The sequence below is a fragment of the Pseudorhodoferax sp. Leaf274 genome (assembly GCF_001422445.1).
In the GTDB taxonomy this organism is placed as follows: domain Bacteria; phylum Pseudomonadota; class Gammaproteobacteria; order Burkholderiales; family Burkholderiaceae_C; genus Pseudorhodoferax.
Genome location: NZ_LMNA01000002.1, coordinates 28,669 through 50,182, shown reverse-complemented (window position 1 = coordinate 50,182; position 21,514 = coordinate 28,669). Strand labels below are relative to the sequence as shown.

The 21,514-nt window shown below is 68.2% G+C and carries 21 protein-coding genes; all 21 read left to right on the top strand.

Features of this window, described 5'->3' with window-relative positions:
* Position 1: 1 nt before the first annotated feature.
* The 21 genes from ASF44_RS05820 to hisH all read left to right on the top strand — a co-directional run bounded on the left by ASF44_RS05820 (position 2) and on the right by hisH (position 21,501).
* Complete coding sequence (locus ASF44_RS05820) at positions 2-1,168, top strand: deoxyguanosinetriphosphate triphosphohydrolase (RefSeq protein ID WP_056898273.1); 1,167 nt, start codon at positions 2-4, stop codon at positions 1,166-1,168.
* 8 nt (positions 1,169-1,176) lie between these two features.
* Positions 1,177-1,737, top strand: a complete 561-nt coding sequence (locus tag ASF44_RS05815) for a DUF1415 domain-containing protein (protein ID WP_235579140.1) — start codon at positions 1,177-1,179, stop codon at positions 1,735-1,737.
* Positions 1,734-2,597: an SAM-dependent methyltransferase gene (locus ASF44_RS05810; protein WP_056898271.1), complete on the top strand. Its 864-nt coding sequence runs from the start codon at positions 1,734-1,736 to the stop codon at positions 2,595-2,597. The genes ASF44_RS05815 and ASF44_RS05810 overlap by 4 nt, the downstream gene beginning before the upstream one ends.
* Before the next feature lie 86 nt (positions 2,598-2,683).
* Positions 2,684-3,373: a transposase gene (locus ASF44_RS05805; protein ID WP_056898270.1), complete on the top strand. Its 690-nt coding sequence runs from the start codon at positions 2,684-2,686 to the stop codon at positions 3,371-3,373.
* A gap of 188 nt (positions 3,374-3,561) precedes the next feature.
* Positions 3,562-8,301, top strand: a complete 4,740-nt coding sequence (locus ASF44_RS05800; RefSeq protein ID WP_056898269.1) for a glutamate synthase-related protein — start codon at positions 3,562-3,564, stop codon at positions 8,299-8,301.
* Between the two features lie 29 nt (positions 8,302-8,330).
* The gene (locus tag ASF44_RS05795; protein WP_056898268.1) at positions 8,331-9,797 is read left to right on the top strand and encodes a glutamate synthase subunit beta; all 1,467 of its coding nucleotides are present in this window, start codon (positions 8,331-8,333) and stop codon (positions 9,795-9,797) included.
* Positions 9,798-9,889: 92 nt separating this feature from the next.
* Positions 9,890-10,732 carry an ABC transporter ATP-binding protein gene (locus tag ASF44_RS05790; protein WP_056898267.1) on the top strand — a complete coding sequence of 281 codons (843 nt, stop codon included), beginning with the start codon at positions 9,890-9,892 and terminating at the stop codon, positions 10,730-10,732.
* A complete protein-coding gene (gene mlaE, locus ASF44_RS05785; RefSeq protein WP_056898266.1) occupies positions 10,729-11,511 on the top strand; it encodes a lipid asymmetry maintenance ABC transporter permease subunit MlaE in 783 nt (260 codons plus the stop codon). The genes ASF44_RS05790 and mlaE overlap by 4 nt, the downstream gene beginning before the upstream one ends.
* Before the next feature lie 17 nt (positions 11,512-11,528).
* Positions 11,529-12,011, top strand: coding sequence for an outer membrane lipid asymmetry maintenance protein MlaD (mlaD, locus tag ASF44_RS05780; RefSeq protein WP_056898265.1), 483 nt, complete (start codon positions 11,529-11,531; stop codon positions 12,009-12,011).
* Between the two features lie 13 nt (positions 12,012-12,024).
* Positions 12,025-12,762 (top strand): VacJ family lipoprotein, encoded by a 738-nt coding sequence (locus ASF44_RS05775; protein WP_056898264.1) that lies wholly within the window; start codon positions 12,025-12,027, stop codon positions 12,760-12,762.
* A 115-nt stretch (positions 12,763-12,877) separates the two neighbouring features.
* Positions 12,878-13,519: a phospholipid-binding protein MlaC gene (locus tag ASF44_RS05770; RefSeq protein ID WP_056898441.1), complete on the top strand. Its 642-nt coding sequence runs from the start codon at positions 12,878-12,880 to the stop codon at positions 13,517-13,519.
* Positions 13,519-13,788, top strand: a complete 270-nt coding sequence (locus tag ASF44_RS05765; protein WP_056898263.1) for a lipid asymmetry maintenance protein MlaB — start codon at positions 13,519-13,521, stop codon at positions 13,786-13,788. The genes ASF44_RS05770 and ASF44_RS05765 overlap by 1 nt, the downstream gene beginning before the upstream one ends.
* A gap of 55 nt (positions 13,789-13,843) precedes the next feature.
* Positions 13,844-14,788, top strand: coding sequence for an ABC transporter ATP-binding protein (locus ASF44_RS05760; RefSeq protein ID WP_056898262.1), 945 nt, complete (start codon positions 13,844-13,846; stop codon positions 14,786-14,788).
* A complete protein-coding gene (locus tag ASF44_RS05755; protein WP_056898261.1) occupies positions 14,785-15,540 on the top strand; it encodes an ABC transporter permease in 756 nt (251 codons plus the stop codon). Before ASF44_RS05760 ends, ASF44_RS05755 begins: the two co-directional genes overlap by 4 nt.
* A gap of 10 nt (positions 15,541-15,550) precedes the next feature.
* Positions 15,551-15,802 carry a BolA family protein gene (locus ASF44_RS05750; RefSeq protein ID WP_056898260.1) on the top strand — a complete coding sequence of 84 codons (252 nt, stop codon included), beginning with the start codon at positions 15,551-15,553 and terminating at the stop codon, positions 15,800-15,802.
* A 61-nt stretch (positions 15,803-15,863) separates the two neighbouring features.
* Complete coding sequence (gene murA, locus ASF44_RS05745; RefSeq protein ID WP_056898259.1) at positions 15,864-17,144, top strand: UDP-N-acetylglucosamine 1-carboxyvinyltransferase; 1,281 nt, start codon at positions 15,864-15,866, stop codon at positions 17,142-17,144.
* On the top strand, positions 17,141-17,797 hold the full coding sequence (gene hisG / locus ASF44_RS05740) for an ATP phosphoribosyltransferase (RefSeq protein ID WP_056898258.1): 657 nt from the start codon (positions 17,141-17,143) through the stop codon (positions 17,795-17,797). Before murA ends, hisG begins: the two co-directional genes overlap by 4 nt.
* A complete protein-coding gene (hisD, locus tag ASF44_RS05735; RefSeq protein WP_056898257.1) occupies positions 17,794-19,113 on the top strand; it encodes a histidinol dehydrogenase in 1,320 nt (439 codons plus the stop codon). The genes hisG and hisD overlap by 4 nt, the downstream gene beginning before the upstream one ends.
* The gene (gene hisC / locus ASF44_RS05730; RefSeq protein WP_056898256.1) at positions 19,110-20,198 is read left to right on the top strand and encodes a histidinol-phosphate transaminase; all 1,089 of its coding nucleotides are present in this window, start codon (positions 19,110-19,112) and stop codon (positions 20,196-20,198) included. The genes hisD and hisC overlap by 4 nt, the downstream gene beginning before the upstream one ends.
* Positions 20,195-20,818, top strand: coding sequence for an imidazoleglycerol-phosphate dehydratase HisB (hisB, locus tag ASF44_RS05725; protein ID WP_056898255.1), 624 nt, complete (start codon positions 20,195-20,197; stop codon positions 20,816-20,818). Before hisC ends, hisB begins: the two co-directional genes overlap by 4 nt.
* Positions 20,818-21,501, top strand: coding sequence for an imidazole glycerol phosphate synthase subunit HisH (hisH, locus tag ASF44_RS05720; protein WP_056898254.1), 684 nt, complete (start codon positions 20,818-20,820; stop codon positions 21,499-21,501). Before hisB ends, hisH begins: the two co-directional genes overlap by 1 nt.
* Positions 21,502-21,514: the final 13 nt, after the last annotated feature.

Genomic DNA, 21,514 nt, shown 5'->3' with positions numbered 1-21,514 from the left:
GATGCAGGGCGTGCTGGCTCCCTACGCCTGCGACCCGGCCACGAGCCGTGGCCGCCGGCATGCCGAGGCACCCGCGCCCACGCGCACCGAGTACCAGCGCGACCGCGACCGCATCGTGCACTCCACCGCGTTCCGGCGGCTGGTCTACAAGACCCAGGTGTTCCTGAACCACGAGGGCGACCTGTTCCGCACGCGGCTCACGCATTCGCTGGAGGTGGCGCAGCTGGGCCGCTCCATCGCACGCTCGCTGCAGCTCAACGAGGACCTGGTCGAGACCATCGCGCTCGCGCACGACCTGGGGCACACGCCCTTCGGCCACGCCGGGCAGGACACGCTGAACGCCTGCATGGCGCAGTGGGGCGGCTTCGAGCACAACCTGCAAAGCCTGCGCGTGGTGGATGAGCTGGAAGAGCGCTACCCGCGCTACGACGGTCTGAACCTGTCCTTCGAGACGCGCGAGGGCATCCTCAAGCACTGCTCGCGTGCCAACGCCGAACGTCTCGAGGCGGCTTGCCCGGGCGATGTGGGGCAGCGCTTTCTCGAGCGCACCCAGCCCAGCCTGGAAGCACAGCTGTGCAACCTGGCCGACGAGATCGCCTACAACGCGCACGACATCGACGATGGCGTGCGTTCGGGCCTGCTGGTCATGGCGCAGCTGGAAGAGGTGCCGCTGTTCGATGACTTCCGGCGCGAGACGCTGCGCGAGCACCCGCAGCTGGCCGGCCGCCGGCTGCTGTACGAAAGCATCCGCCGCATGCTGAGCGCCCAGGTCTACGACGTGATCGGCGCCAGCAGCGCGGCCCTGGCCCGCGCGCGGCCCGACAGCGCCGATGCGGCACGCCGCTGCGCGCCGCTGGTCGGCTTCGGCGACACCATGCGCGAGGCCTCGCAGCAGCTCAAGCGCTTTCTCATGCGCAACCTGTACCGCCATGCGCAGGTCGTCGAAGTGACGGGCCGGGCCAAGGCGGTGGTGCAGGAACTGTTCGCGGCCTACCAGCAGGCGCCGGCCGAGATGGCCGGCGGCTTCGCCGAGCGGGCCGGTGCGCGTGCCGCGGCAGCCGGCATGGCGGGGCAGGCCCGCGTGGTGGCCGACTACATCGCCGGCATGACCGACCGCTTCGCCGCGCGCGAGCACGAGCGCCTGACCGGCCAGCGACTGCTGGGATGAGCGTCGCCATGCCTTCGCACGATGTGGTCCGCGCCGACACCCAGCGCTGGCTCGAGCGCGCCGTGATCGGCCTGAACCTGTGCCCGTTCGCCAAGGGCGTCGTGGCCAAGGGCCAGCTGCACGTGGCCGTCAGCGACGCGCGCGACGACGAGGCCGTCGAGGCCGTGCTGCGCGAGGAGATCCAGGCCCTGCTCGCGCTGGACGCCGAGGTGCGCGACACCACGCTGCTGGTGCTGCCGCTGGCCTTGCCCGACTTTCTGGACTTCAACGACTTCCTGGACCGGGCCGACGCCGTGCTCGACGCGCTCGACGCGGTGGGCGAGCTGCAGATCGCCAGCTTCCACCCCGATTACCAATTTGCCGGCACTGCACCCGACGACGTGACCAACTGCAGCAACCGCGCGCCGTACCCGATGCTGCACCTGCTGCGCGAAGACAGCGTGGAGCGCGCCGTCGAGGCGTTCCCCGACGCATCCGACATCTTCGAACGCAACATGGCCACGCTGGAGCAGCTCGGCGCCGAAGGCTGGGCCGCGCTCGGTGTCGGTGCCACCAAGGACACCCCATGAAACGCGGAGCCCCCGATCTGGCCGCGGCCCTGGCCACCGAGCTGCGGCCCGGCCAGTCCATCGAGCTGCTCAAAGAGCTGCACATCCTCACGCGCGAGGGCAAGCTGAACCAGGATTCGCGCCGCAAGCTCAAGCAGGTCTACCACTTGGTGCAGTTCATCGAGCGCGAGATGCGCGAAGGCTTCGCGGCCGATGCGCCGATCACGCTTGCCGACCATGGCGCGGGCAAGTCCTACCTGGGCTTCATGCTGTACGACCTGGTGTTCGGCCAGCGGCCGGGCCATGTCTACGGCATCGAGACGCGCGGCGAACTCGTCGAGAAATCGCGCGCGCTGGCACAGCGGCTGGGCTTCGGCCGCATGTCGTTCCTGAACCTCAGCGTGGCCGAGGCCGGCGCCTCGGCCCAGTTGCCGCCGCGCATCGACATCGTGACGGCGCTGCACGCCTGCGACACGGCCACCGACGACGCGATCCGCTTCGGCCTGCAGAAGGAGGCTGCCAGCATGGTGCTGGTGCCCTGCTGCCAGGCCGAGGTGGCCGCCAGCCTGCGCCAGCACAAGGCGCTGGCGCTGGCGCGCACGCCGCTGGCCGAGCTGTGGCGCCATCCGCTGCACACGCGCGAGATCGGCAGCCAGCTGACCAACGTACTGCGCTGCCTGTACCTGGAGGCCTGCGGCTACCAGGTCACGGTGACGGAGCTGGTGGGCTGGGAGCACAGCCTCAAGAACGAGCTGATCGTGGCGCGCCGCCAGGGCCAGGGCCGCGGCAAGCGCAGCGCGGCCGAGCGCCTGGGCCAGCTGCTCGACGAGTTCGGGCTGCAAGCGCTGCGCGAGACCCGCTTCGACCTGCTTCCCGCCTGATGTTGCCCCCGCGTCCATCGCTCCGCGTGCCGCTGCCCGCCGTGGGCGCGCGTCACGCGTTTCGGGCGGCCGGGCGCGCCTGACCCATGGCCCGCTTGCCCCGCCTGTCCCTGGCCGGCCAGGTGCACCATGTGCTGCAGCGCGGCAACAACCGCCAGCCCATCTTCACGTGCGAAGAAGAGCATGTGGCGATGCTGCAACTGCTGGCGCAGGAATGCCGCAGCGCGGGGGTGGCGCTGCACGCCTACGTGCTGATGCCCAACCACTTCCATCTGCTGCTGACGCCGCCGGAGGAGGGGGCGCTCTCGCACGCCTTGCAGGCCGTGGGCCGCACCTATGTGCGCCGCTTCAACCTGTCCCATGGCCGCAGCGGCACCTTGTGGGAAGGACGCTACCGCTCCACCGTGGTGCAGCCGGAGCTGTACCTGTTGCCGTGCATGGCGTACTTCGACCTCAATCCCGTGCGCGCCAGCTTGGTGCAGGCGGCGGCCGACTATCCCTGGTCCAGCCACGGCCACTACGCCGGGCGGCGCCACGACGCGTGGCTGGCCGCGCCGCCGGCGTACTGGGCGCTGGGCAACACGCCGTTCGCGCGCGAGGCCGCGTACGCCAGCATGGTGCATGAAGGCGTCACGGGCGCGCAGCAGGATGCGCTCACGCGCTCCGTTCTGGGGGGCTGGGTGCTGGGCGATCCTGCCTTCGTGGCACGCATGCAGGTGTCCGCACCGCGGCGGCTCACACGCAGCCAGCCGGGCCGTCCCCGCAAGGCAGGCTGAGCGCCGGCGTGCGGCTGCATGTGCAGTCGCGAATGCCGTTCGACCTGATGTGTCCCCAAATAATTTCTGATCGAAAAAGTCGGAATTTAATCGTCTTCTGACCCCATTTATTGTGCTTGGCATCCTTGTTGCAACGCACTATGCTCCGCTTCCCCCGCGATTGAGTGAAAACCCGAAGGAGTGCGTCGATGACCACGGATGCAGAGATCCAACACCTGGCCCAGCACGGCCTGTATTCCGCCGCGCACGAGCACGACGCCTGCGGCCTGGGCTTCGTGGCCCACATCAAGGGCGAGAAGCGGCACGACATCGTGACCCAGGCGCTCAAGATCCTGGAGAACATCGACCACCGCGGCGCCGTGGGCGCCGACAAGCTCATGGGCGATGGTGCCGGCATCCTGATCCAGATCCCGGACCTGCTCTACCGCGAAGAGATGGCCAAGCAGGGCGTGACCCTGCCGCCTGCCGGCGAGTACGGCGTGGGCGTCATCTTCCTGCCCAAGGAACACGCCTCGCGCATGGCCTGCGAACAGGAGATCGAGCGCGCCATCAAGGCCGAAGGCCAGGTGCTGCTGGGCTGGCGCGACGTGCCGGTCAACAAGGACATGCCGATGTCCCCGGCCGTGCGCAAGACCGAGCCCATCCTGCGCCAGGTGTTCATCGGCCGTGGCAGCGACGTGATCGTGCAGGATGCACTGGAGCGCAAGCTGTACGTGATCCGCAAGACCGCCAGCGCCAACATCCAGAACCTGGAACTGAAGCACTCCAAGGAGTACTACGTTCCCAGCATGTCCAGCCGCACCGTGGTCTACAAGGGCCTGCTGCTGGCCGACCAGGTGGGCGTGTACTACTTCGACCTGGCGGACGAACGCTGCGTCTCGGCCATCGGCCTGGTGCACCAGCGCTTCTCGACCAACACCTTCCCCAAGTGGCCGCTGGCCCACCCGTACCGCTATGTCGCGCACAACGGCGAGATCAACACCGTGCGCGGCAACTACAACTGGATGCTGGCGCGCGAGGGCGTGATGTCCTCGCCCGTGCTGGCGGCCGACCTGGCCAAGCTGTACCCGATCAGCTTCGCCGGCCAGTCCGACACGGCCACCTTCGACAACTGCCTGGAACTCATGACCATGGCGGGCTACCCCATTGCCCAGGCCGTGATGATGATGATCCCCGAGCCGTGGGAGCAGCACGAGAAGATGGACGAGCGCCGCCGCGCGTTCTACGAGTACCACGCCGCCATGATGGAGCCCTGGGACGGCCCGGCCTCCATCGTGTTCACCGACGGCCGCCAGATCGGCGCCACGCTGGACCGCAACGGCCTGCGCCCCTCGCGCTACATCATGACCGACGACGACATGGTCATCATGGCGTCTGAAGCCGGCGTGCTGCCGATCCCCGAGCCCAAGATCGTCAAGAAGTGGCGCCTGCAGCCCGGCAAGATGTTCCTGATCGACCTGGAGCAGGGCCGCATGATCGAGGACGAGGAGCTCAAGTCGCTCGTCGTCAACACCAAGCCCTACAAGCAGTGGATCGAGAACCTGCGCATCAAGCTCGACAGCGTCGAGGCGCCTGCCGCCGAGGCACCGGCGAGCGATGTCTCGCTGCTCGACCGCCAGCAGGCCTTCGGCTACACGCAGGAAGACATCAAGTTCCTGATGAGCCCCATGGCGCAGGCCGGGGAAGAGGGCATCGGTTCCATGGGCAACGACAGCCCGCTGGCCGTGCTGTCGAGCAAGAACAAGCTGCTGTACAACTACTTCCGGCAGATGTTCGCGCAGGTGACCAACCCGCCGATCGACCCGATCCGCGAGGCCATCGTGATGTCGCTCAACAGCTTCATCGGCCCCAAGCCGAACCTGCTGGACATCAACCAGGTCAACCCGCCGATGCGGCTCGAGGTGAGCCAGCCGATCCTGGACTTCGCCGACATGGCCAAGCTGCGCGACATCGAGCGCATCACCCAGGGCAAGTTCCGCTCGGCCACGCTGGACATCACCTACCCGGCCGACTGGGGCCGTGAGGGCGTGGAGGCCAAGCTGGCCTCGCTGTGCGCCGAGGCCGTCGATGCCATCAAGGGCGGCGCCAACATCCTGATCGTCAGCGACCGCGCCGTCAGCGCCACCCAGGTGGCCATTCCCGCCCTGCTGGCCTCCAGCGCCATCCACCAGCACCTGGTGCGCGAGGGCCTGCGCACCACGGCCGGCCTGGTCGTGGAGACCGGCAGCGCGCGTGAAGTGCACCACTTCGGCGTGCTGGCCGGCTACGGCGCCGAGGCCATCCATCCCTACCTGGCGATGGAAACGCTGGCGGCCATGCATGCCGACCTGCCGGGCGCGCTTTCGGCCGAGAAGGCGGTCTACAACTACGTCAAGGCCATCGGCAAGGGCCTGTCGAAGATCATGTCCAAGATGGGCGTGTCGACCTACATGAGCTACTGCGGGGCCCAGCTGTTCGAGGCCATCGGCCTGAACAACGGCACCGTGGAGAAGTACTTCACCGGCACCGCCAGCCGCGTGGAAGGCATCGGCGTGTTCGAGATCGCCGAAGAGGCGCTGCGCATGCACGCGGCCGCCTTCGGTGACGACCCGGTGCTGGCCAGCATGCTGGACGCTGGCGGCGAGTACGCCTGGCGCACGCGCGGCGAAGAGCACATGTGGTCCCCCGACGCCATCGCCAAGCTGCAGCACAGCACGCGTGCCAACAACTGGAGCACCTACAAGGAATACGCGCAGCTGATCAACGACCAGAGCCGCCGCCACATGACGCTGCGCGGCCTGTTCGAGTTCAGGATCGATCCGTCCAAGGCGATTCCCGTGGACGAGGTGGAGGCCGCGGCCGAGATCGTCAAGCGCTTCGCCACCGGCGCCATGTCGCTGGGCTCCATCTCGACCGAGGCGCATGCCACGCTGGCCGTGGCCATGAACCGCATCGGCGGCAAGAGCAACACGGGCGAGGGCGGTGAAGACCCCGCGCGCTACCGCAACGAGTTGAAGGGCATCCCGATCAAGCTGGGCGACACGCTCAAGAGCATCATCGGCGAGAAGGAGGTCGAGGTCGACCTGCCGCTGCAGGCCGGCGATTCGCTGCGCTCGAAGATCAAGCAGGTGGCCTCGGGCCGCTTCGGCGTGACGGCGGAATACCTGTCGTCCTCCGACCAGATCCAGATCAAGATGGCCCAGGGCGCCAAGCCCGGCGAGGGCGGCCAGCTGCCCGGCGGCAAGGTGACCGAGTACATCGGCAAGCAGCGCTACGCCGTGCCCGGCGTCGGCCTGATCAGCCCGCCGCCGCACCACGACATTTACTCCATCGAGGACCTGGCCCAGCTGATCCACGACCTGAAGAACGTGGCGCCGCATGCCTCCATCAGCACCAAGCTGGTGTCGGAAGTGGGCGTGGGCACGATTGCCACCGGCGTCACCAAGTGCAAGAGCGACCACCTCGTGATCGCCGGCCACGACGGCGGCACGGGCGCCTCGCCCTGGTCGTCCATCAAGCATGCCGGCGGACCCTGGGAGATCGGCCTGGCCGAGACCCAGCAGACCCTGGTGCTGAACCGCCTGCGCGGCCGCGTGCGCGTGCAGGCCGACGGCCAGATGAAGACCGGCCGCGACGTCGCCATCGGCGCGCTGCTGGGCGCCGATGAATTCGGCTTCGCCACGGCGCCGCTGATCGTCGAGGGCTGCATCATGATGCGCAAGTGCCACCTGAACACCTGCCCCGTGGGCGTGGCCACGCAGGACCCGGTGCTGCGCAAGAAGTTCTCGGGCAAGCCCGAGCACGTGGTGAACTACTTCTTCTTCGTCGCCGAGGAAGTGCGCCAGATCATGGCGCAGCTGGGCCTGCGCAAGTTCGACGAGCTGATCGGCCGCGCCGATCTGCTGGACATGAAGAAGGGCATCGCCCACTGGAAGGCCCGGGGCCTGGACTTCTCGCGCCTGTTCGCGCTGCCCGAGGTGCCGGCCGATGTGGCGCGCTACCACGTCGAGAACCAGGAGCACGGCCTGGAGCACAACCTGGACACGCGCCTGATCGAGAAGGCCCAGGTGGCCATCGACAAGGGCGAGAAGGTGCGCTTCATCGAGGTGGCGCGCAACGTGAACCGCACCGTGGGCGCCAAGCTCTCGGGCGCCGTCACGCGCGTGCACCCGGAAGGCCTGCCGGACGACACCATCCACATCCAGTTCGAAGGCACGGGCGGCCAGTCGTTCGGCGCCTTCCTGGCCAAGGGCATCACGCTGTACCTGATCGGCGAGGCCAACGACTACACCGGCAAGGGCCTGTCGGGCGGCCGCGTGGTGGTGCGCCCCAGCCTGGACTTCCGCGGCGAGGCCGTGCGCAACATCATCGTGGGCAACACCGTGATGTACGGCGCCACCACGGGCGAGGCCTACTTCTGCGGCGTGGCCGGCGAGCGCTTCGCCGTGCGGCTGTCGGGCGCCACCGCCGTCGTCGAAGGCACGGGCGACCATGGCTGCGAGTACATGACGGGCGGCACCGTCGCGGTGCTGGGCAAGACCGGCCGCAACTTCGCCGCCGGCATGAGCGGCGGCGTGGCCTATGTCTACGACGAGGACGGCCAGTTCGCCAGCCGCTGCAACCAGTCCATGGTCACGCTGGAGAAAGTGCTGACCACGGCCGAGCAGACCGCCACGGTCAAGCGCGGCCACTGGCACAACGGTGCGACCGACGAGGCCATCCTGCGCAAGCTGCTGGAAGACCACCACCGCTGGACCGGCAGCAAGCGCGCGCGCGACCTGCTGGACGACTGGGCCACGGCCCGCGGCAAGTTCGTGAAGGTGTTCCCGAACGAATACAAGCGCGCGCTGGGCGAGATCCACGACCGCAAGGTCGAGCTGGCCAGCAGCGGCAACAACGCACATGCGGGCCTGGAGCCGCACGCCGTGCGCCAGCCGGCCAAGGTCTGAACGCAGCCAGAACAACGAGGAAGAACACGATGGGAAAGATCACCGGCTTCATGGAGCATGAGCGCATCGACGAGGGCTACAAGCCCGTGGACGAGCGCCTGAAGCACTACAAGGAATTCGTGGTGGCGCTGACGCCCGAGCAGGCCAAGATCCAGGGCGCGCGCTGCATGGACTGCGGCACGCCGTTCTGCAACAACGGCTGCCCGGTCAACAACATCATCCCGGACTTCAACGACCTGGTGTACCGCCAGGACTGGCAGAACGCCTTCGCGGTGCTGGACTCCACCAACAACTTCCCCGAGTTCACGGGCCGCATCTGCCCCGCACCTTGCGAGGCCGCCTGCGTGCTGAACGTGAACGACGATGCCATCGGCATCAAGTCGATCGAGCACGCCATCATCGACAAGGCCTGGGAAGAGGGTTGGGTCACGCCGCGTCCGTCCAAGCACAAGACCGGCAAGAAGGTCGCCGTGGTCGGCTCGGGCCCCGCGGGCCTGGCGGCGGCACAGCAGCTGGCGCGCGCCGGCCACGACGTGACGCTGTTCGAGAAGAACGACCGCGTCGGCGGCCTGCTGCGCTACGGCATCCCCGACTTCAAGATGGAGAAGTCGCACATCGACCGCCGCGCCGAGCAGCTGCAGGCCGAAGGCGTGACGATCAAGACCAGCACGGTCGTGGGCAACTGGCCCAAGGATTCCAAGGTCACGAACTGGGCCAAGCACAGCGTCACGCCCGAGCAACTGCAGAAGGATTTCGACGCCATCGTGCTGACGGGTGGCTCCGAGCAGTCGCGCGACCTGCCCGTGCCGGGCCGCGACCTGGACGGCATCCACTTCGCGATGGAGTTCCTGCCGCAGCAGAACAAGGTCAATGCGGGCGACAAGCTCAAGGGCCAGCTGCGCGCGGACGGCAAGAACGTCATCGTCATTGGCGGTGGCGACACCGGCAGCGACTGCGTGGGCACCAGCAACCGCCACGGCGCGGCCAGCGTGGTGCAGTTCGAGGTGATGCCCCGTCCGCCCGAGGAGGAGAACCGCCCGCTGACCTGGCCCTACTGGCCGATCAAGCTGCGCACCAGCTCCAGCCACGACGAAGGCTGCGAGCGCGAGTTCGCCATCTCCACCAAGGAGTTCATCGGCGAGAAGGGCAAGGTCACGGGCCTGAAGACCGTGCGCGTCGAGTTCAAGGACGGCAAGCTCGTCGAGGTTCCCGGGACCGAGGTGGTGATGAAGGCCGACCTCGTGCTGCTGGCCATGGGCTTCGTGAACCCGGTCGCCTCGGTGCTGGAATCCTTCGGCGTCGACAAGGACGCGCGCGGCAACGCCAAGGCCACGACCGAATTCGACGGCGGCTACGCCACCAACGTGCCCAAGGTCTTCGCGGCCGGCGACATGCGCCGCGGCCAGAGCCTGGTGGTCTGGGCCATCCGCGAAGGCCGCCAGGCCGCGCGGGCGGTGGACGAGTTCCTGATGGGCTTCTCGGACCTGCCGCGCTGAGGGGTGGTAAGGGAAAGGCCGCGTATACGAGCCCGCCTGCGGCATCCCTTATCATCCTCCAAGGCCGGAGCTCCTCCGGCCTTCTTCTTTTGATGGACGCTTCTCCCGCCCCTGCCGCCCCCCTGGTTGAACTCAAGGACCTCTCCTTTTCGTACGGAGAGCGTCCGATTCTGGACGGCGTTTCGCTGACCATCCCGCGTGGCAAGGTCACTGCGTTGATGGGCGCCTCCGGCGGTGGCAAGACCACCGTGCTGCGCCTGATCGGCGGGCAGATCCGGGGCCAGAAAGGCCAGGTGCTGTTCGACGGCCAGGATGTGGCGGCGCTGGACCCCACCGGCCTGTACGCGATCCGTCGGCGCATGGGCATGCTGTTCCAGTTCGGCGCGCTGTTCACCGATCTTGACGTGTTCGAGAACGTCGCCTTCCCGCTGCGCGAGCACACCGACCTGCCCGAGGCGCTGGTGCGCGACATCGTGCTCATGAAGCTCAACGCCGTCGGCCTGCGCGGCGCGCGCGACCTCATGCCCAGCGAAGTGTCCGGCGGCATGGCGCGCCGCGTGGCGCTGGCACGCGCCATCGTGCTCGACCCCGAACTCGTGATGTACGACGAACCTTTCGCCGGCCTGGACCCGATCTCGCTGGGCACGGCCGCACAGCTGATCCGCCAGCTCAACGACGCCATGGGCCTGACCAGCATCGTCGTCTCGCACGACCTGGACGAGACCTTCGCGATCGCCGACCAGGTCATCGTGCTGGCCAACGGCAAGATCGCCGCGCAGGGCACGCCGGAGCAGGTGCGTGCCAGCACCGATCCGCTGGTGCACCAGTTCGTCAACGCCGAGGCCGAAGGCCCCGTGCGCTTCCACTACCCCGGCCCCAGCATCGACCAGGACTTCGGTCCCACGCACGGGCCCTCCGCAGCGGTGCGCCAATGAGCTGGTACAAGCCCGCCGACATCGGCTTTGCCGCCCGCACCGCGCTGACCGATCTCGGCGAGGCCGCGCGCCTGTTCGTGCGCCTGCTCGGCCTGGGCGGCACCTGCCTGCGCCGTTTCGGCTTGGTGCGCGACCAGATCCACTTCCTGGGCAATTACTCGCTGGCCATCATCATGGTCTCGGGCCTGTTCGTGGGCTTCGTGCTGAGCCTGCAGGGCTACTACACCCTGCAGCGCTACGGCTCGTCCGAGGCGCTGGGCCTGCTGGTGGCGCTGAGCCTGGTGCGCGAACTCGGGCCGGTGGTCACGGCACTCCTGTTCGCGGGCCGCGCCGGCACATCCCTCACGGCCGGCATCGGCCTCATGAAGGCCGGCGAGCAACTCACCGCCATGGAAATGATGGCCGTGGACCCGGTGCAGCGCGTGCTGGCGCCGCGCTTCTGGGGCGGCGTGATCGCCATGCCGCTACTGGCCGCACTGTTCTCGGCGGTCGGCATCATCGGCGGCTGGCTGGTCGGCGTGGTCATGATCGGCGTGGACGCAGGCGCTTTCTGGAGCCAGATGCAGGGCGGCACGGACTGGCTGGCCGATGTCGGCAACGGCGTGCTCAAGAGCATCGTGTTCGGCTTCACGGTCACCTTCGTCGCGCTCCTGACCGGCTGGCGCGCCCAGCCCACGCCGGAGGGCGTGTCGCGCGCGACCACGCGCACCGTCGTCGTGTCCTCGCTGGCCGTGCTGGCGCTGGACTTCGTGCTGACGGCCGTGATGTTCAATATTTGAGGCAGGGGAAAAAGGCGATGCAACGTTCGAAGACGGATGTGTGGGTGGGGCTGTTCGTGTTGCTGGGCGCGGCCGCCATCCTGTTTCTTGCGCTGCGCGCGGCCAACCTGACGAGCCTGAGCCTGTCCTCCACCTACAGCATCGCGGCCAAGTTCGACAACATCGGCGGCCTGAAGCCCAAGGCGGCGGTCAAAAGCGCCGGCGTGGTCGTCGGCCGCGTGGAAGCCATCGAATTTGATGACAAGAGCTTTCAGGCCCGTGTGACGCTTGCGATGCAGACTCGCTACACTTTTCCCAAGGACAGTTCGCTCAAGATCCTGACCAGCGGCCTGCTCGGCGAGCAATACATCGGCATCGAGGCCGGTGCCGACGACAAGAACCTTGCTGCAGGCGATACCGTGACCACCACGCAATCGGCTGTGGTGCTGGAGAACTTGATCGGCCAGTTCCTCTACAACAAGGCAGCAGACACGCCAGCGGCGCCCGCTCCGAAAAAATGAAGGTACCTACGCCATGAAGTTCTCTTTCGTTCGAACCCGCACCGCCTTGGCCGGCGTGCTGGTGCTGGCTTTGCTGGGCGGCTGTGCCACCGGCCCGAACGCCGATCCGCGCGATCCGCTGGAGCCATTCAACCGCAGCATCTACAGCTTCAACGAAGGCGTGGACCGGGCGGTGCTCAAGCCTGTGGCCCAGGTCTACAACGATGCGCTGCCCAGCCCCGTGCGCACCGGCGTGCGCAACTTCTTCAACAACCTGGCCGACGCCTGGACGGCCGTGAACGCCGTGCTGCAACTGCGCGGCCAGGCGGCGGTCGAGAGCTTCTTCCGCGTGCAGGTCAACACCGTGTTCGGCCTGGGGGGCTTGATCGACATCGCCAGCGATGCCGACATCCCGCGCCACCGCGAGGACTTCGGCAAGACCCTGGGCCGCTGGGGAGTGCCGACCGGCCCCTACCTCGTGCTGCCGCTGCTGGGACCTTCGACCATCCGCGACACCGCCGCGTTGCCGGTCGACACCTGGGGCAACCCGGTCTCGCATCTGGACGACCATGGCGCGCGCTATGGCTTGTACGGCCTGCGCATCATCGACGCGCGTGCGCAGCTGCTGCGCGCCAGCAACGTGCTCGAAGAGGCGGCGCTCGACAAATACAGCTTCACGCGGGACATCTACCTCCAGCTGCGCGGTGCCAAGGACTACAACGGCCAGGCCGAAGATCCGGATGCGCAACCCGCACCCGCGCGGGCACAGTAGGCGCCTGCACATTCTGTTACAGCCCGCGCGCCCACCCCGGAACCCGGAGGTGGCTGGCGGCTTCCAAGACCCTATGCATACACGGGCCGCGTGCCCTGCTGGAGAGAGCGAGATGATGAACCGCAGACAAATGGCCCGATGGGCAGGCGTTGCCAGCCTGGTGCTGGCCCAGGGCATGTCGGGCCTGGCCTTTGCCGCCGACGAGGCGCCCGACGCCTTGATCACGCGTCTGTCGACCGATGTGCTGGGCGCCATCAAGGCCGACAAGTCGATCCAGGCCGGCGATGTCACGAAGATCATCGCGCTGGTCGACAGCAAGATCATGCCGAACGTGAATTTCCAGCGCATGACGGCTTCCGCGGTGGGCCCGGCCTGGCGCCAGGCCACCGACGCGCAGAAGCAGAAGCTGCAGGACGAATTCAAGGTGCTGCTGGTGCGCACCTATTCCGGCGCGCTCGCGCAGGTCAGCGACCAGGAGATCTCGGTGCGCCCGCTGCGCGCGGCCGCCGACGACAAGGAAGTCGTGGTGCGCTCCGAAGTGCGCGGCCGCGGAGATCCGGTGCAGCTCGATTACCGGCTCGAGAAGACGCCGGGCGAGGGCGCCGGCTGGAAGATCTACAACCTCAACGTGATGGGCATCTGGCTGGTTGAAACCTACCGCAGCCAGTTCTCGCAGGAGATCAATGCCAAGGGCCTCGACGGCCTGATCGCGGCGCTGGCCCAGCGCAACAAGTCCAACGACAAGAAGAGCGGCTGATGCTCGTGCTGCCGGCCGCGCTGACGCATGCCGAGGCATCCGCCTCGCTGCACATGCTGCTGCAGGGGCTGGCCTCGCAGACGGGGCCGGTGCTGGTGGATGCCGGTGCGCTGCAGCGCTTCGATTCCTCGGCGCTGGCCGTGCTGCTGCAATGCCGCCGCGAGAGCATGAGCCAGGGCCGCGGCTTCACGGTGCGCGCGCTGCCCGAGCGTCTGCGTTCGCTGGCCAGGCTCTACGGCGTCGACCTGCTGCTGCCCGCTGCCGTCTGAGCGACGCCCTGCGCCTGCAGCAAACAGCTGCGCGCTTTAGAATGCCGGGTTCCCCATGCCCGCCATCTCGTTCCAATCCGTCAGCAAGACCTATAAAGGTTCAAAAGGCGGCAACTCCTCCTTCCGTGCGCTCGACGACGTCAGCTTCGACATCGCCGAAGGCGAATTCTTCGGCCTGCTCGGGCCGAACGGCGCGGGCAAGACTTCACTGATCAGCATCCTGGCCGGGCTCTCGCGTGCCAGCGGCGGCAGTGTGTCCGTGCACGGGCACGACGTGCAGCGCGACTTCGGCGAGGCCCGGCGCAAGCTCGGCGTCGTGCCGCAGGAGCTGGTGTTCGACCCCTTCTTCAACGTGCGCGAGGCGCTGCGCATCCAGTCCGGCTACTTCGGCGTGCGCAACAACGAGGCATGGATCGACGAGTTGCTGGAAAGCCTGGGCCTGGCCGACAAGGCACATTCCAACATGCGCCAGCTGTCCGGCGGCATGAAGCGGCGCGTGCTCGTGGCCCAGGCCCTGGTGCACCGCCCGCCCGTGATCGTGCTGGACGAGCCCACGGCAGGCGTCGATGTGGAACTGCGCCAGACCTTGTGGCAGTTCATCGCGCGGCTGAACAAGCAAGGCCATACCGTGCTGCTGACCACCCACTACCTCGAAGAGGCCGAGGCGCTGTGCACGCGCATCGGTATGCTGAAGCAGGGCCGCATGGTGGCGCTGGCCGACACCAGCGAACTGCTCAAGTCTGCGTCCAGCAACGTGCTGCGCTTCAAGGTCGACCGCGAGCTGCCGCCGGCTCTGGCGCTGACCGCGCGCGTGACGGGCCGCATCGTGCAGCTGCCGGCGCACGGCGCGCTCGAGATCGAGCAGTACCTGGCAGCGGTGCGCCAGGCCGGCCTCACCGTGGAAGACGTGGAGATCCGCAAGGCCGACCTGGAGGACGTGTTCCTGCAGGTCATGGCCGCCGACCGCAACCCGACCGCCCCGATGGCGCTGACCGCATGACCGGCTGGCAGACCCTGTTCTACAAGGAAGTGCTGCGCTTCTGGAAGGTGGGCTTCCAGACCGTGGCCGCGCCCGTGCTGACGGCCGTGCTCTACCTGCTGATCTTCGGCCATGTGCTGGAAGACAAGGTCAAGATCTACGACACCATCGGCTACACCGCCTTCCTGGTGCCCGGCCTGGTCATGATGAGCGTGCTGCAGAACGCCTTTGCCAACAGCTCGTCCTCGCTGATCCAGAGCAAGATCATGGGCAGCCTGGTGTTCGTGCTGCTGACGCCGCTGTCGCACTGGAGCTGGTTCGTCGCGTACGTGGGCTCGTCCGTGGTGCGTGGCGTGCTGGTGGGCTGCGGCGTGTTCCTGGTCACGGTGGGTTTCACCGGCGTGCACATGGTGGCGCCGCTGTGGATCATCGTGTTCGCCGTGCTGGGCGCCGCGCTGCTGGGTTCGCTGGGCGTCATCGCCGGCCTGTGGGCCGAGAAGTTCGACCAGATGGCGGCGTTCCAGAACTTCCTGATCATGCCCATGACCTTCCTGTCGGGCGTGTTCTATTCCATCCACTCGCTGCCCAGTTTCTGGCAGACCGTGAGCCACCTGAACCCGTTCTTCTACATGATCGACGGCTTTCGCTACGGCTTCTTCGGCATCAGCGACATTTCGCCCTGGACCAGCCTGTCCATCGTGGGCACTGCGCTGGTGGTGGTGAGCACCATCGCCATCCACCTCTTGCGCATCGGCTACAAGATCCGCAACTGAAAACACGCCCATGACCGCCGACCAACTCCGCTCCCTGATCGCCGCCGGCGTGGCCTGCGAGCATCTGCACGTGCAGGGCGACGGCCGGCATTGGTACGCGACCGTCGTCTCCACCGCGTTCGCGGGCAAGCGCCCGATCCAGCGGCACCAGATGGTCTACGCCACGCTGGGTGAGAAAATACGCAACGATGAAGTGCACGCGCTGTCGATGAAGACCTTGACGCCCGACGAGTGGGTGGCCCAGGGCCGGCCCCAGCACTGAGCGCTTTCCTTCGCCCGCGGCGGCCCATGCTGCGCGGGCCTGACTTCCTGAACGGCTTTTCATGGACAAACTGTTGATTCGCGGCGGCCGCCGCCTGAGCGGCGAGGTGCGCATTTCCGGCGCCAAGAACGCGGCCCTGCCCGAGCTCTGCGCGGCCCTGCTGACCGAGGAGACGGTCGAGCTGTCCAACGTTCCGCACCTGCAGGACGTGGCCACCATGCTCAAGCTGATCCGCAACATGGGCGTGGCGGTCGAGCAGCACGACGACGGCCGCGTGGCCATCAACGCGCGCAGCCTCACCAAGCCGGAAGCGCCGTACGAGCTGGTCAAGACCATGCGTGCCTCGGTGCTGGCGCTGGGCCCGCTGCTGGCGCGCTTCGGCCACGCGACGGTGTCGCTGCCCGGCGGCTGCGCCATCGGTTCGCGGCCGGTCGACCAGCACATCAAGGGCCTGCAGGCCATGGGCGCGCAGATCGCCGTGGAGCACGGCTACATGATCGCCCGGCTGCCCGAGGGCCGCACGCGCCTGCGCGGCGCCCACATCACGACCGACATGGTCACGGTCACCGGCACAGAGAACTTCCTGATGGCCGCGGCGCTGGCCGAGGGCGAGACCGTGCTCGAGAACGCCGCCCAGGAGCCGGAGATCCCCGACTTGGCCGAGATGCTGATCGCCATGGGCGCGCGCATCCGCGGCCACGGCACGCGCCGCATCGTGATCGAGGGCGTGGAGCGCCTGCACGGCGGCGCCCACGAGGTGGTGGCCGACCGCATCGAGGCCGGCACCTTCCTGTGCGCCGTCGCGGCGGCCGGTGGCGACGTGCTGCTGCGCGGCGCGCGTGCCGACCACATGGACGCCGTCGTCGAGAAGCTGCGCGACGCCGGTGCCCGCGTGCAGGCCGTGGAGGGTGGCGTGCGCGTGCAGGCCGATGCCCCGGCCTACGAATTCCTGCGCGCGCAGAACTTCCGCACCACCGAGTACCCGGGCTTCCCGACCGACATGCAGGCCCAGTTCATGGCGCTCAACTGCATTTCCCAGGGCGCGAGCAAGGTCACCGAGACGATTTTCGAGAACCGCTTCATGCACGTGAACGAGCTGGTGCGGCTGGGCGCGCGCATCCAGATCGACGGCAAGGTCGCGCTGATCGAGGGCGCGCCGCGCCTGTCGGGCGCCACGGTGATGGCGACCGACCTGCGCGCCTCGGCCAGCCTGGTCATCGCCGGCCTGGTGGCCGACGGCGAGACGCTGGTCGACCGCGTCTACCACCTGGACCGTGGCTACGACCGCATGGAAACCAAGTTGCGCGGCATCGGTGCCGACATCGAACGGGTGAAAGCATGATCACGCTGGCCTTGTCCAAGGGACGCATCTTCGACGAGACGCTGCCGCTGCTGCGTGCGGCCGGCATCGAGGTGCTGGAAGACCCCGAAACCTCGCGCAAGCTGATCCTGGCGACCAACCAGCCGGACCTGCGCGTGGTGCTGGTGCGCGCCACCGACGTGCCGACCTATGTGGAATACGGCGGTGCCGACCTCGGCATCACGGGCCGCGACACGCTGATCGAGCACGGCGGCCATGGCCTGTACCAGCCGCTGGACCTGGACATCGCGCGCTGCCGCATCAGCGTGGCGGTGCGCAAGGACTTCGACTACGCCACGGCCGTGCGCCAGGGCTCGCGCCTGCGCGTGGCCACCAAGTACGTGGGCATCGCGCGCGACTTCTTCGCCACCAAGGGCGTGCACGTGGACCTGATCAAGCTCTACGGCAGCATGGAACTGGCGCCGCTGACGGGCCTGGCCGATGCCATCGTTGACCTGGTGTCCACCGGCAACACGCTGCGCGCCAACGGCCTGGTCGAGGTCGAGCGCATCATGGACATCAGCTCGCGCCTGGTCGTGAACCAGGCCGCGCTCAAGCGCAAGCAGGCGGCGCTGCGCCAGGTCATCGACGGTTTTGCCGCGGCGCTGCGCCAGCCGGCCGGGAGCGCGGCATGACACTCGCCGCCCGTCCGCTGCGCCTGGCCACGGCCCAGGCCGATTTCGAGGCCCAGTTCAAGGCGCGCCTGCACTGGTCGGCCGACACCGATGCCGCCATCGAGCAGCGCGTGGCCGGCATCCTGGCCGACGTGCAGCAGCGTGGCGACGCTGCCGTGCTGGAGTACACGCGGCGCTTCGACGGCCTGGATGCGCCGGACCTGCATGCGCTGACGCTTCAGCCGGCCGAGCTCAAGGCCGCCTTCGACGGCCTGCCGGACGCCCAGCGCAAGGCCTTGCAGGCCGCCGCGCAGCGGGTACGCGCCTACCACGAGGCCCAGAAGAAGGCCTGCGGCGAAAGCTGGAGCTACCGCGACGCCGACGGCACGCTGCTGGGCCAGAAGGTCACGCCGCTGGACCGCGTGGGCATCTACGTGCCGGGCGGCAAGGCCGCTTATCCGTCCAGCGTGCTCATGAACGCGATCCCGGCCCAGGTGGCCGGCGTCGGCGAGATCATCATGGTCGTGCCGACACCGCGCGGCGAGAAGAACATGCTGGTGCTGGCCGCCGCCTACGTGGCCGGCGTCACGCGTGCCTTCACCATCGGCGGCGCCCAGGCCGTGGCTGCGCTGGCCTACGGCACGGCCGCGGTGCCGGCCGTGGACAAGATCACCGGCCCGGGCAACGCCTATGTGGCCGCCGCCAAGCGCCGCGTGTTCGGCACGGTCGGCATCGACATGATCGCCGGCCCCAGCGAGATCCTGGTGCTGGCCGACGGCAGCACGCCGGCCGACTGGGTGGCGATGGACCTGTTCAGCCAGGCCGAGCACGACGAGTTGGCGCAAAGCATCCTGCTGTGCCCCGACGCCGCCTACATCGACGCCGTGCAGCAGGCCATCGACCGCCTGCTGCCCACCATGCCCCGCGCCGGGATCATCGCTGCCAGCCTGAACGGCCGCGGCGCGCTGATCCACACGCGCGATATGGAAGAGGCCTGTGCCATCAGCAACCGCATCGCGCCCGAGCACCTGGAGGTCAGCAGTGCCGAGCCGCACCGCTGGGAGCCGCTGCTCAAGCACGCCGGCGCGATCTTTCTGGGTGCCTACACCAGCGAGAGCCTGGGCGACTACTGCGCCGGCCCCAACCACGTGCTGCCCACATCGGGCACGGCGCGCTTCTCCAGCCCGCTGGGTGTCTACGACTTCCAAAAGCGCAGCAGCCTGATCGAGGTCAGCGCGGCGGGTGCCCAGGTGCTGGGCCCCATCGCTTCCGTGCTGGCCCACGGCGAAGGCCTGCAGGCCCATGCCCGCGCGGCCGAACTGCGTTTGCACCCATGACCCCTGGACTCGCCCCCCGCCTCGCCAAGCTCATCCGCCAGGACGTGCAGTCCATGCACGCCTACGCCGTGCAGGACGCCACCGGCCTGCTCAAGATGGACGCGATGGAGAACCCGCACCGGCTGCCTGCGGCGCTGCAGGCGAAGCTGGGTCAACGCCTGGGCGCAGTGGAACTCAACCGCTACCCCGGCAGCCGGCTCGACGACCTGCGCCAGGCGCTGGCGCGCCACGCGCAGATGCCCGAAGGCTTCGGCCTCATGCTGGGCAACGGCTCGGACGAGCTGATCTCGCTGCTGGCCATGGCCTGCGACCGGCCCGGCGCCACCATCGTCGCACCGGTGCCCGGCTTCGTGATGTATGCGATGAGCGCGCAGCTGCAGGGCCTGAACTTCGTCGGCGTGCCGCTCACGGCCGACTTCGAACTCGACGAGGCCGCCATGCTGGCCGCCATCGAAGAGCACCAGCCCGCCATCGTCTTCCTGGCCTATCCGAACAACCCCACGGCCAACCTGTGGGACGACGCGGCCATCGAGCGCATCGTCGCCGCCGCGCCGGGCCTGGTGGTCATGGACGAGGCCTACCAACCCTTCGCCAGCCGCAGCTACATCGCCCGCGTGGCGCGCCACGGCCACGTGCTGCTGATGCGCACGCTCAGCAAGTTCGGCCTGGCCGGCGTGCGCCTGGGCTACATGATGGGGCCGGCCGCGCTGGTCGCCGAGATCGACAAGGTGCGCCCGCCCTACAACATCAGCGTGCTCAACGCCGAATGCGCGCTGTTCGCGCTGGAGCATGCAGACGTGTTCGACGCCCAGGCGGCCGACCTGCGTGCACAGCGCGATGCGCTTCTGCCGGCGCTGCGCGCGCTGGGCCTCACGGTCTGGAAGAGCGACGCCAACATGGTGCTGGTGCGCATTCCGGGCGAGGACGGCCGGGCCCAGGCCGTGTTCGAGGGCATGAAGGCTCGCGGCGTGCTGGTCAAGAACGTTTCTAAAATGCACCCCTTGCTGGCCAACTGCCTGCGCCTGACGGTCGGCAGCGCCGACGACAACGCCCAGATGCTGCGGGCCCTGCAGCAGTCCCTATGAGCAGCCTAGTCCCCACCCCCACCACGCCATTCGCGCGCACGGCCGAGGTCAGCCGCAACACCGCCGAGACCAAGATCACGGTGCGCGTCAACCTGGACGGCACCGGCCAGGCCAAGCTGGCCACCGGCATCGGCTTCTTCGACCACATGCTGGACCAGATCGCGCGGCACGGCCTGATCGACCTGGACATCGCGGTGGACGGCGACCTGCACATCGACGGCCACCACACGGTGGAAGACGTGGGCATCACGCTGGGCCAAGCCGTGGCCAAGGCCATCGGCGACAAGAAAGGCATCCGGCGCTACGGCCACGCCTACGTGCCGCTGGACGAGGCCCTCAGCCGCGTGGTGATCGACTTCTCGGGCCGTCCCGGCCTGGTGCTCAACGTGCCGTTCACGAGCGGCATGATCGGCGCGTTCGACACGCAGCTGACCCACGAGTTCTTCCAGGGCTTCGTGAACCACGCGTTCGTGACGCTGCACATCGACAATCTGCGCGGCGTGAACGCACACCACCAGTGCGAGACCGTGTTCAAGGCCTTCGCCCGCGCGCTGCGCGGCGCGCTGGAATTCGACCCGCGCGCACTCGGCACCATCCCTTCCACCAAGGGTTCGCTGTAATGGCCGGCAACACCGTGGCCGTGGTCGACTACGGCATGGGCAACCTGCGCTCGGTGTCGCAGGCCGTGCAGGCGGCAGCACAGGGCGAGGGCGTCGAGGTCGTCGTGACCGGCGATCCGGCCCAGGTGCGTGCGGCCACGCGCGTGGTGCTGCCCGGCCAGGGCGCCATGCCCGACTGCATGCGCGAGTTGCGCGATTCCGGCCTGCTGGAGTCGGTGCGCGAAGCCGCGGCCAGCAAGCCCCTGTTCGGTGTCTGCGTCGGCATGCAGATGCTGCTGGACCGCAGCGCCGAGACGCGTGCGGGCGATGCCAGTGGCGCCACGCCAGGGCTGGGCCTGATCGCTGGCGAGGTGCTGCGCTTCGCGCTGCAGGGCCGCACCCAGCCCGACGGCAGCCGCTACAAGGTGCCGCAGATGGGCTGGAACCGTGTGGCGCAGCAGCAGCCCGACGGGCGCCGCCATCCGGTCTGGGGCGAAGTGCCGGACCAGAGCTGGTTCTACTTCGTGCACAGTTTTTACGCGCGTCCGTCGGATCAGCGCCACAGTGCGGGCTTGACGGAGTACGGGGAAACCTTTACCTGCGCCATCGCCCGCGATAATATTTTTGCGACCCAGTTCCACCCGGAGAAGAGTGCAGCGCATGGTCTGGCGCTGTACCGCAACTTCCTCCACTGGAATCCCTGACCTTTTCTTCCCA

Coding starts and splice junctions, on each gene's coding strand:
- ASF44_RS05820 (WP_056898273.1), top strand. CDS start 2: ATGCAGGGCGTGCTGGCTCCCTACGCCTGCGACCCGGCCACGAGCCGT.
- ASF44_RS05815 (WP_235579140.1), top strand. CDS start 1,177: ATGCCTTCGCACGATGTGGTCCGCGCCGACACCCAGCGCTGGCTCGAG.
- ASF44_RS05810 (WP_056898271.1), top strand. CDS start 1,734: ATGAAACGCGGAGCCCCCGATCTGGCCGCGGCCCTGGCCACCGAGCTG.
- ASF44_RS05805 (WP_056898270.1), top strand. CDS start 2,684: ATGGCCCGCTTGCCCCGCCTGTCCCTGGCCGGCCAGGTGCACCATGTG.
- ASF44_RS05800 (WP_056898269.1), top strand. CDS start 3,562: ATGACCACGGATGCAGAGATCCAACACCTGGCCCAGCACGGCCTGTAT.
- ASF44_RS05795 (WP_056898268.1), top strand. CDS start 8,331: ATGGGAAAGATCACCGGCTTCATGGAGCATGAGCGCATCGACGAGGGC.
- ASF44_RS05790 (WP_056898267.1), top strand. CDS start 9,890: ATGGACGCTTCTCCCGCCCCTGCCGCCCCCCTGGTTGAACTCAAGGAC.
- mlaE (WP_056898266.1), top strand. CDS start 10,729: ATGAGCTGGTACAAGCCCGCCGACATCGGCTTTGCCGCCCGCACCGCG.
- mlaD (WP_056898265.1), top strand. CDS start 11,529: ATGCAACGTTCGAAGACGGATGTGTGGGTGGGGCTGTTCGTGTTGCTG.
- ASF44_RS05775 (WP_056898264.1), top strand. CDS start 12,025: ATGAAGTTCTCTTTCGTTCGAACCCGCACCGCCTTGGCCGGCGTGCTG.
- ASF44_RS05770 (WP_056898441.1), top strand. CDS start 12,878: ATGAACCGCAGACAAATGGCCCGATGGGCAGGCGTTGCCAGCCTGGTG.
- ASF44_RS05765 (WP_056898263.1), top strand. CDS start 13,519: ATGCTCGTGCTGCCGGCCGCGCTGACGCATGCCGAGGCATCCGCCTCG.
- ASF44_RS05760 (WP_056898262.1), top strand. CDS start 13,844: ATGCCCGCCATCTCGTTCCAATCCGTCAGCAAGACCTATAAAGGTTCA.
- ASF44_RS05755 (WP_056898261.1), top strand. CDS start 14,785: ATGACCGGCTGGCAGACCCTGTTCTACAAGGAAGTGCTGCGCTTCTGG.
- ASF44_RS05750 (WP_056898260.1), top strand. CDS start 15,551: ATGACCGCCGACCAACTCCGCTCCCTGATCGCCGCCGGCGTGGCCTGC.
- murA (WP_056898259.1), top strand. CDS start 15,864: ATGGACAAACTGTTGATTCGCGGCGGCCGCCGCCTGAGCGGCGAGGTG.
- hisG (WP_056898258.1), top strand. CDS start 17,141: ATGATCACGCTGGCCTTGTCCAAGGGACGCATCTTCGACGAGACGCTG.
- hisD (WP_056898257.1), top strand. CDS start 17,794: ATGACACTCGCCGCCCGTCCGCTGCGCCTGGCCACGGCCCAGGCCGAT.
- hisC (WP_056898256.1), top strand. CDS start 19,110: ATGACCCCTGGACTCGCCCCCCGCCTCGCCAAGCTCATCCGCCAGGAC.
- hisB (WP_056898255.1), top strand. CDS start 20,195: ATGAGCAGCCTAGTCCCCACCCCCACCACGCCATTCGCGCGCACGGCC.
- hisH (WP_056898254.1), top strand. CDS start 20,818: ATGGCCGGCAACACCGTGGCCGTGGTCGACTACGGCATGGGCAACCTG.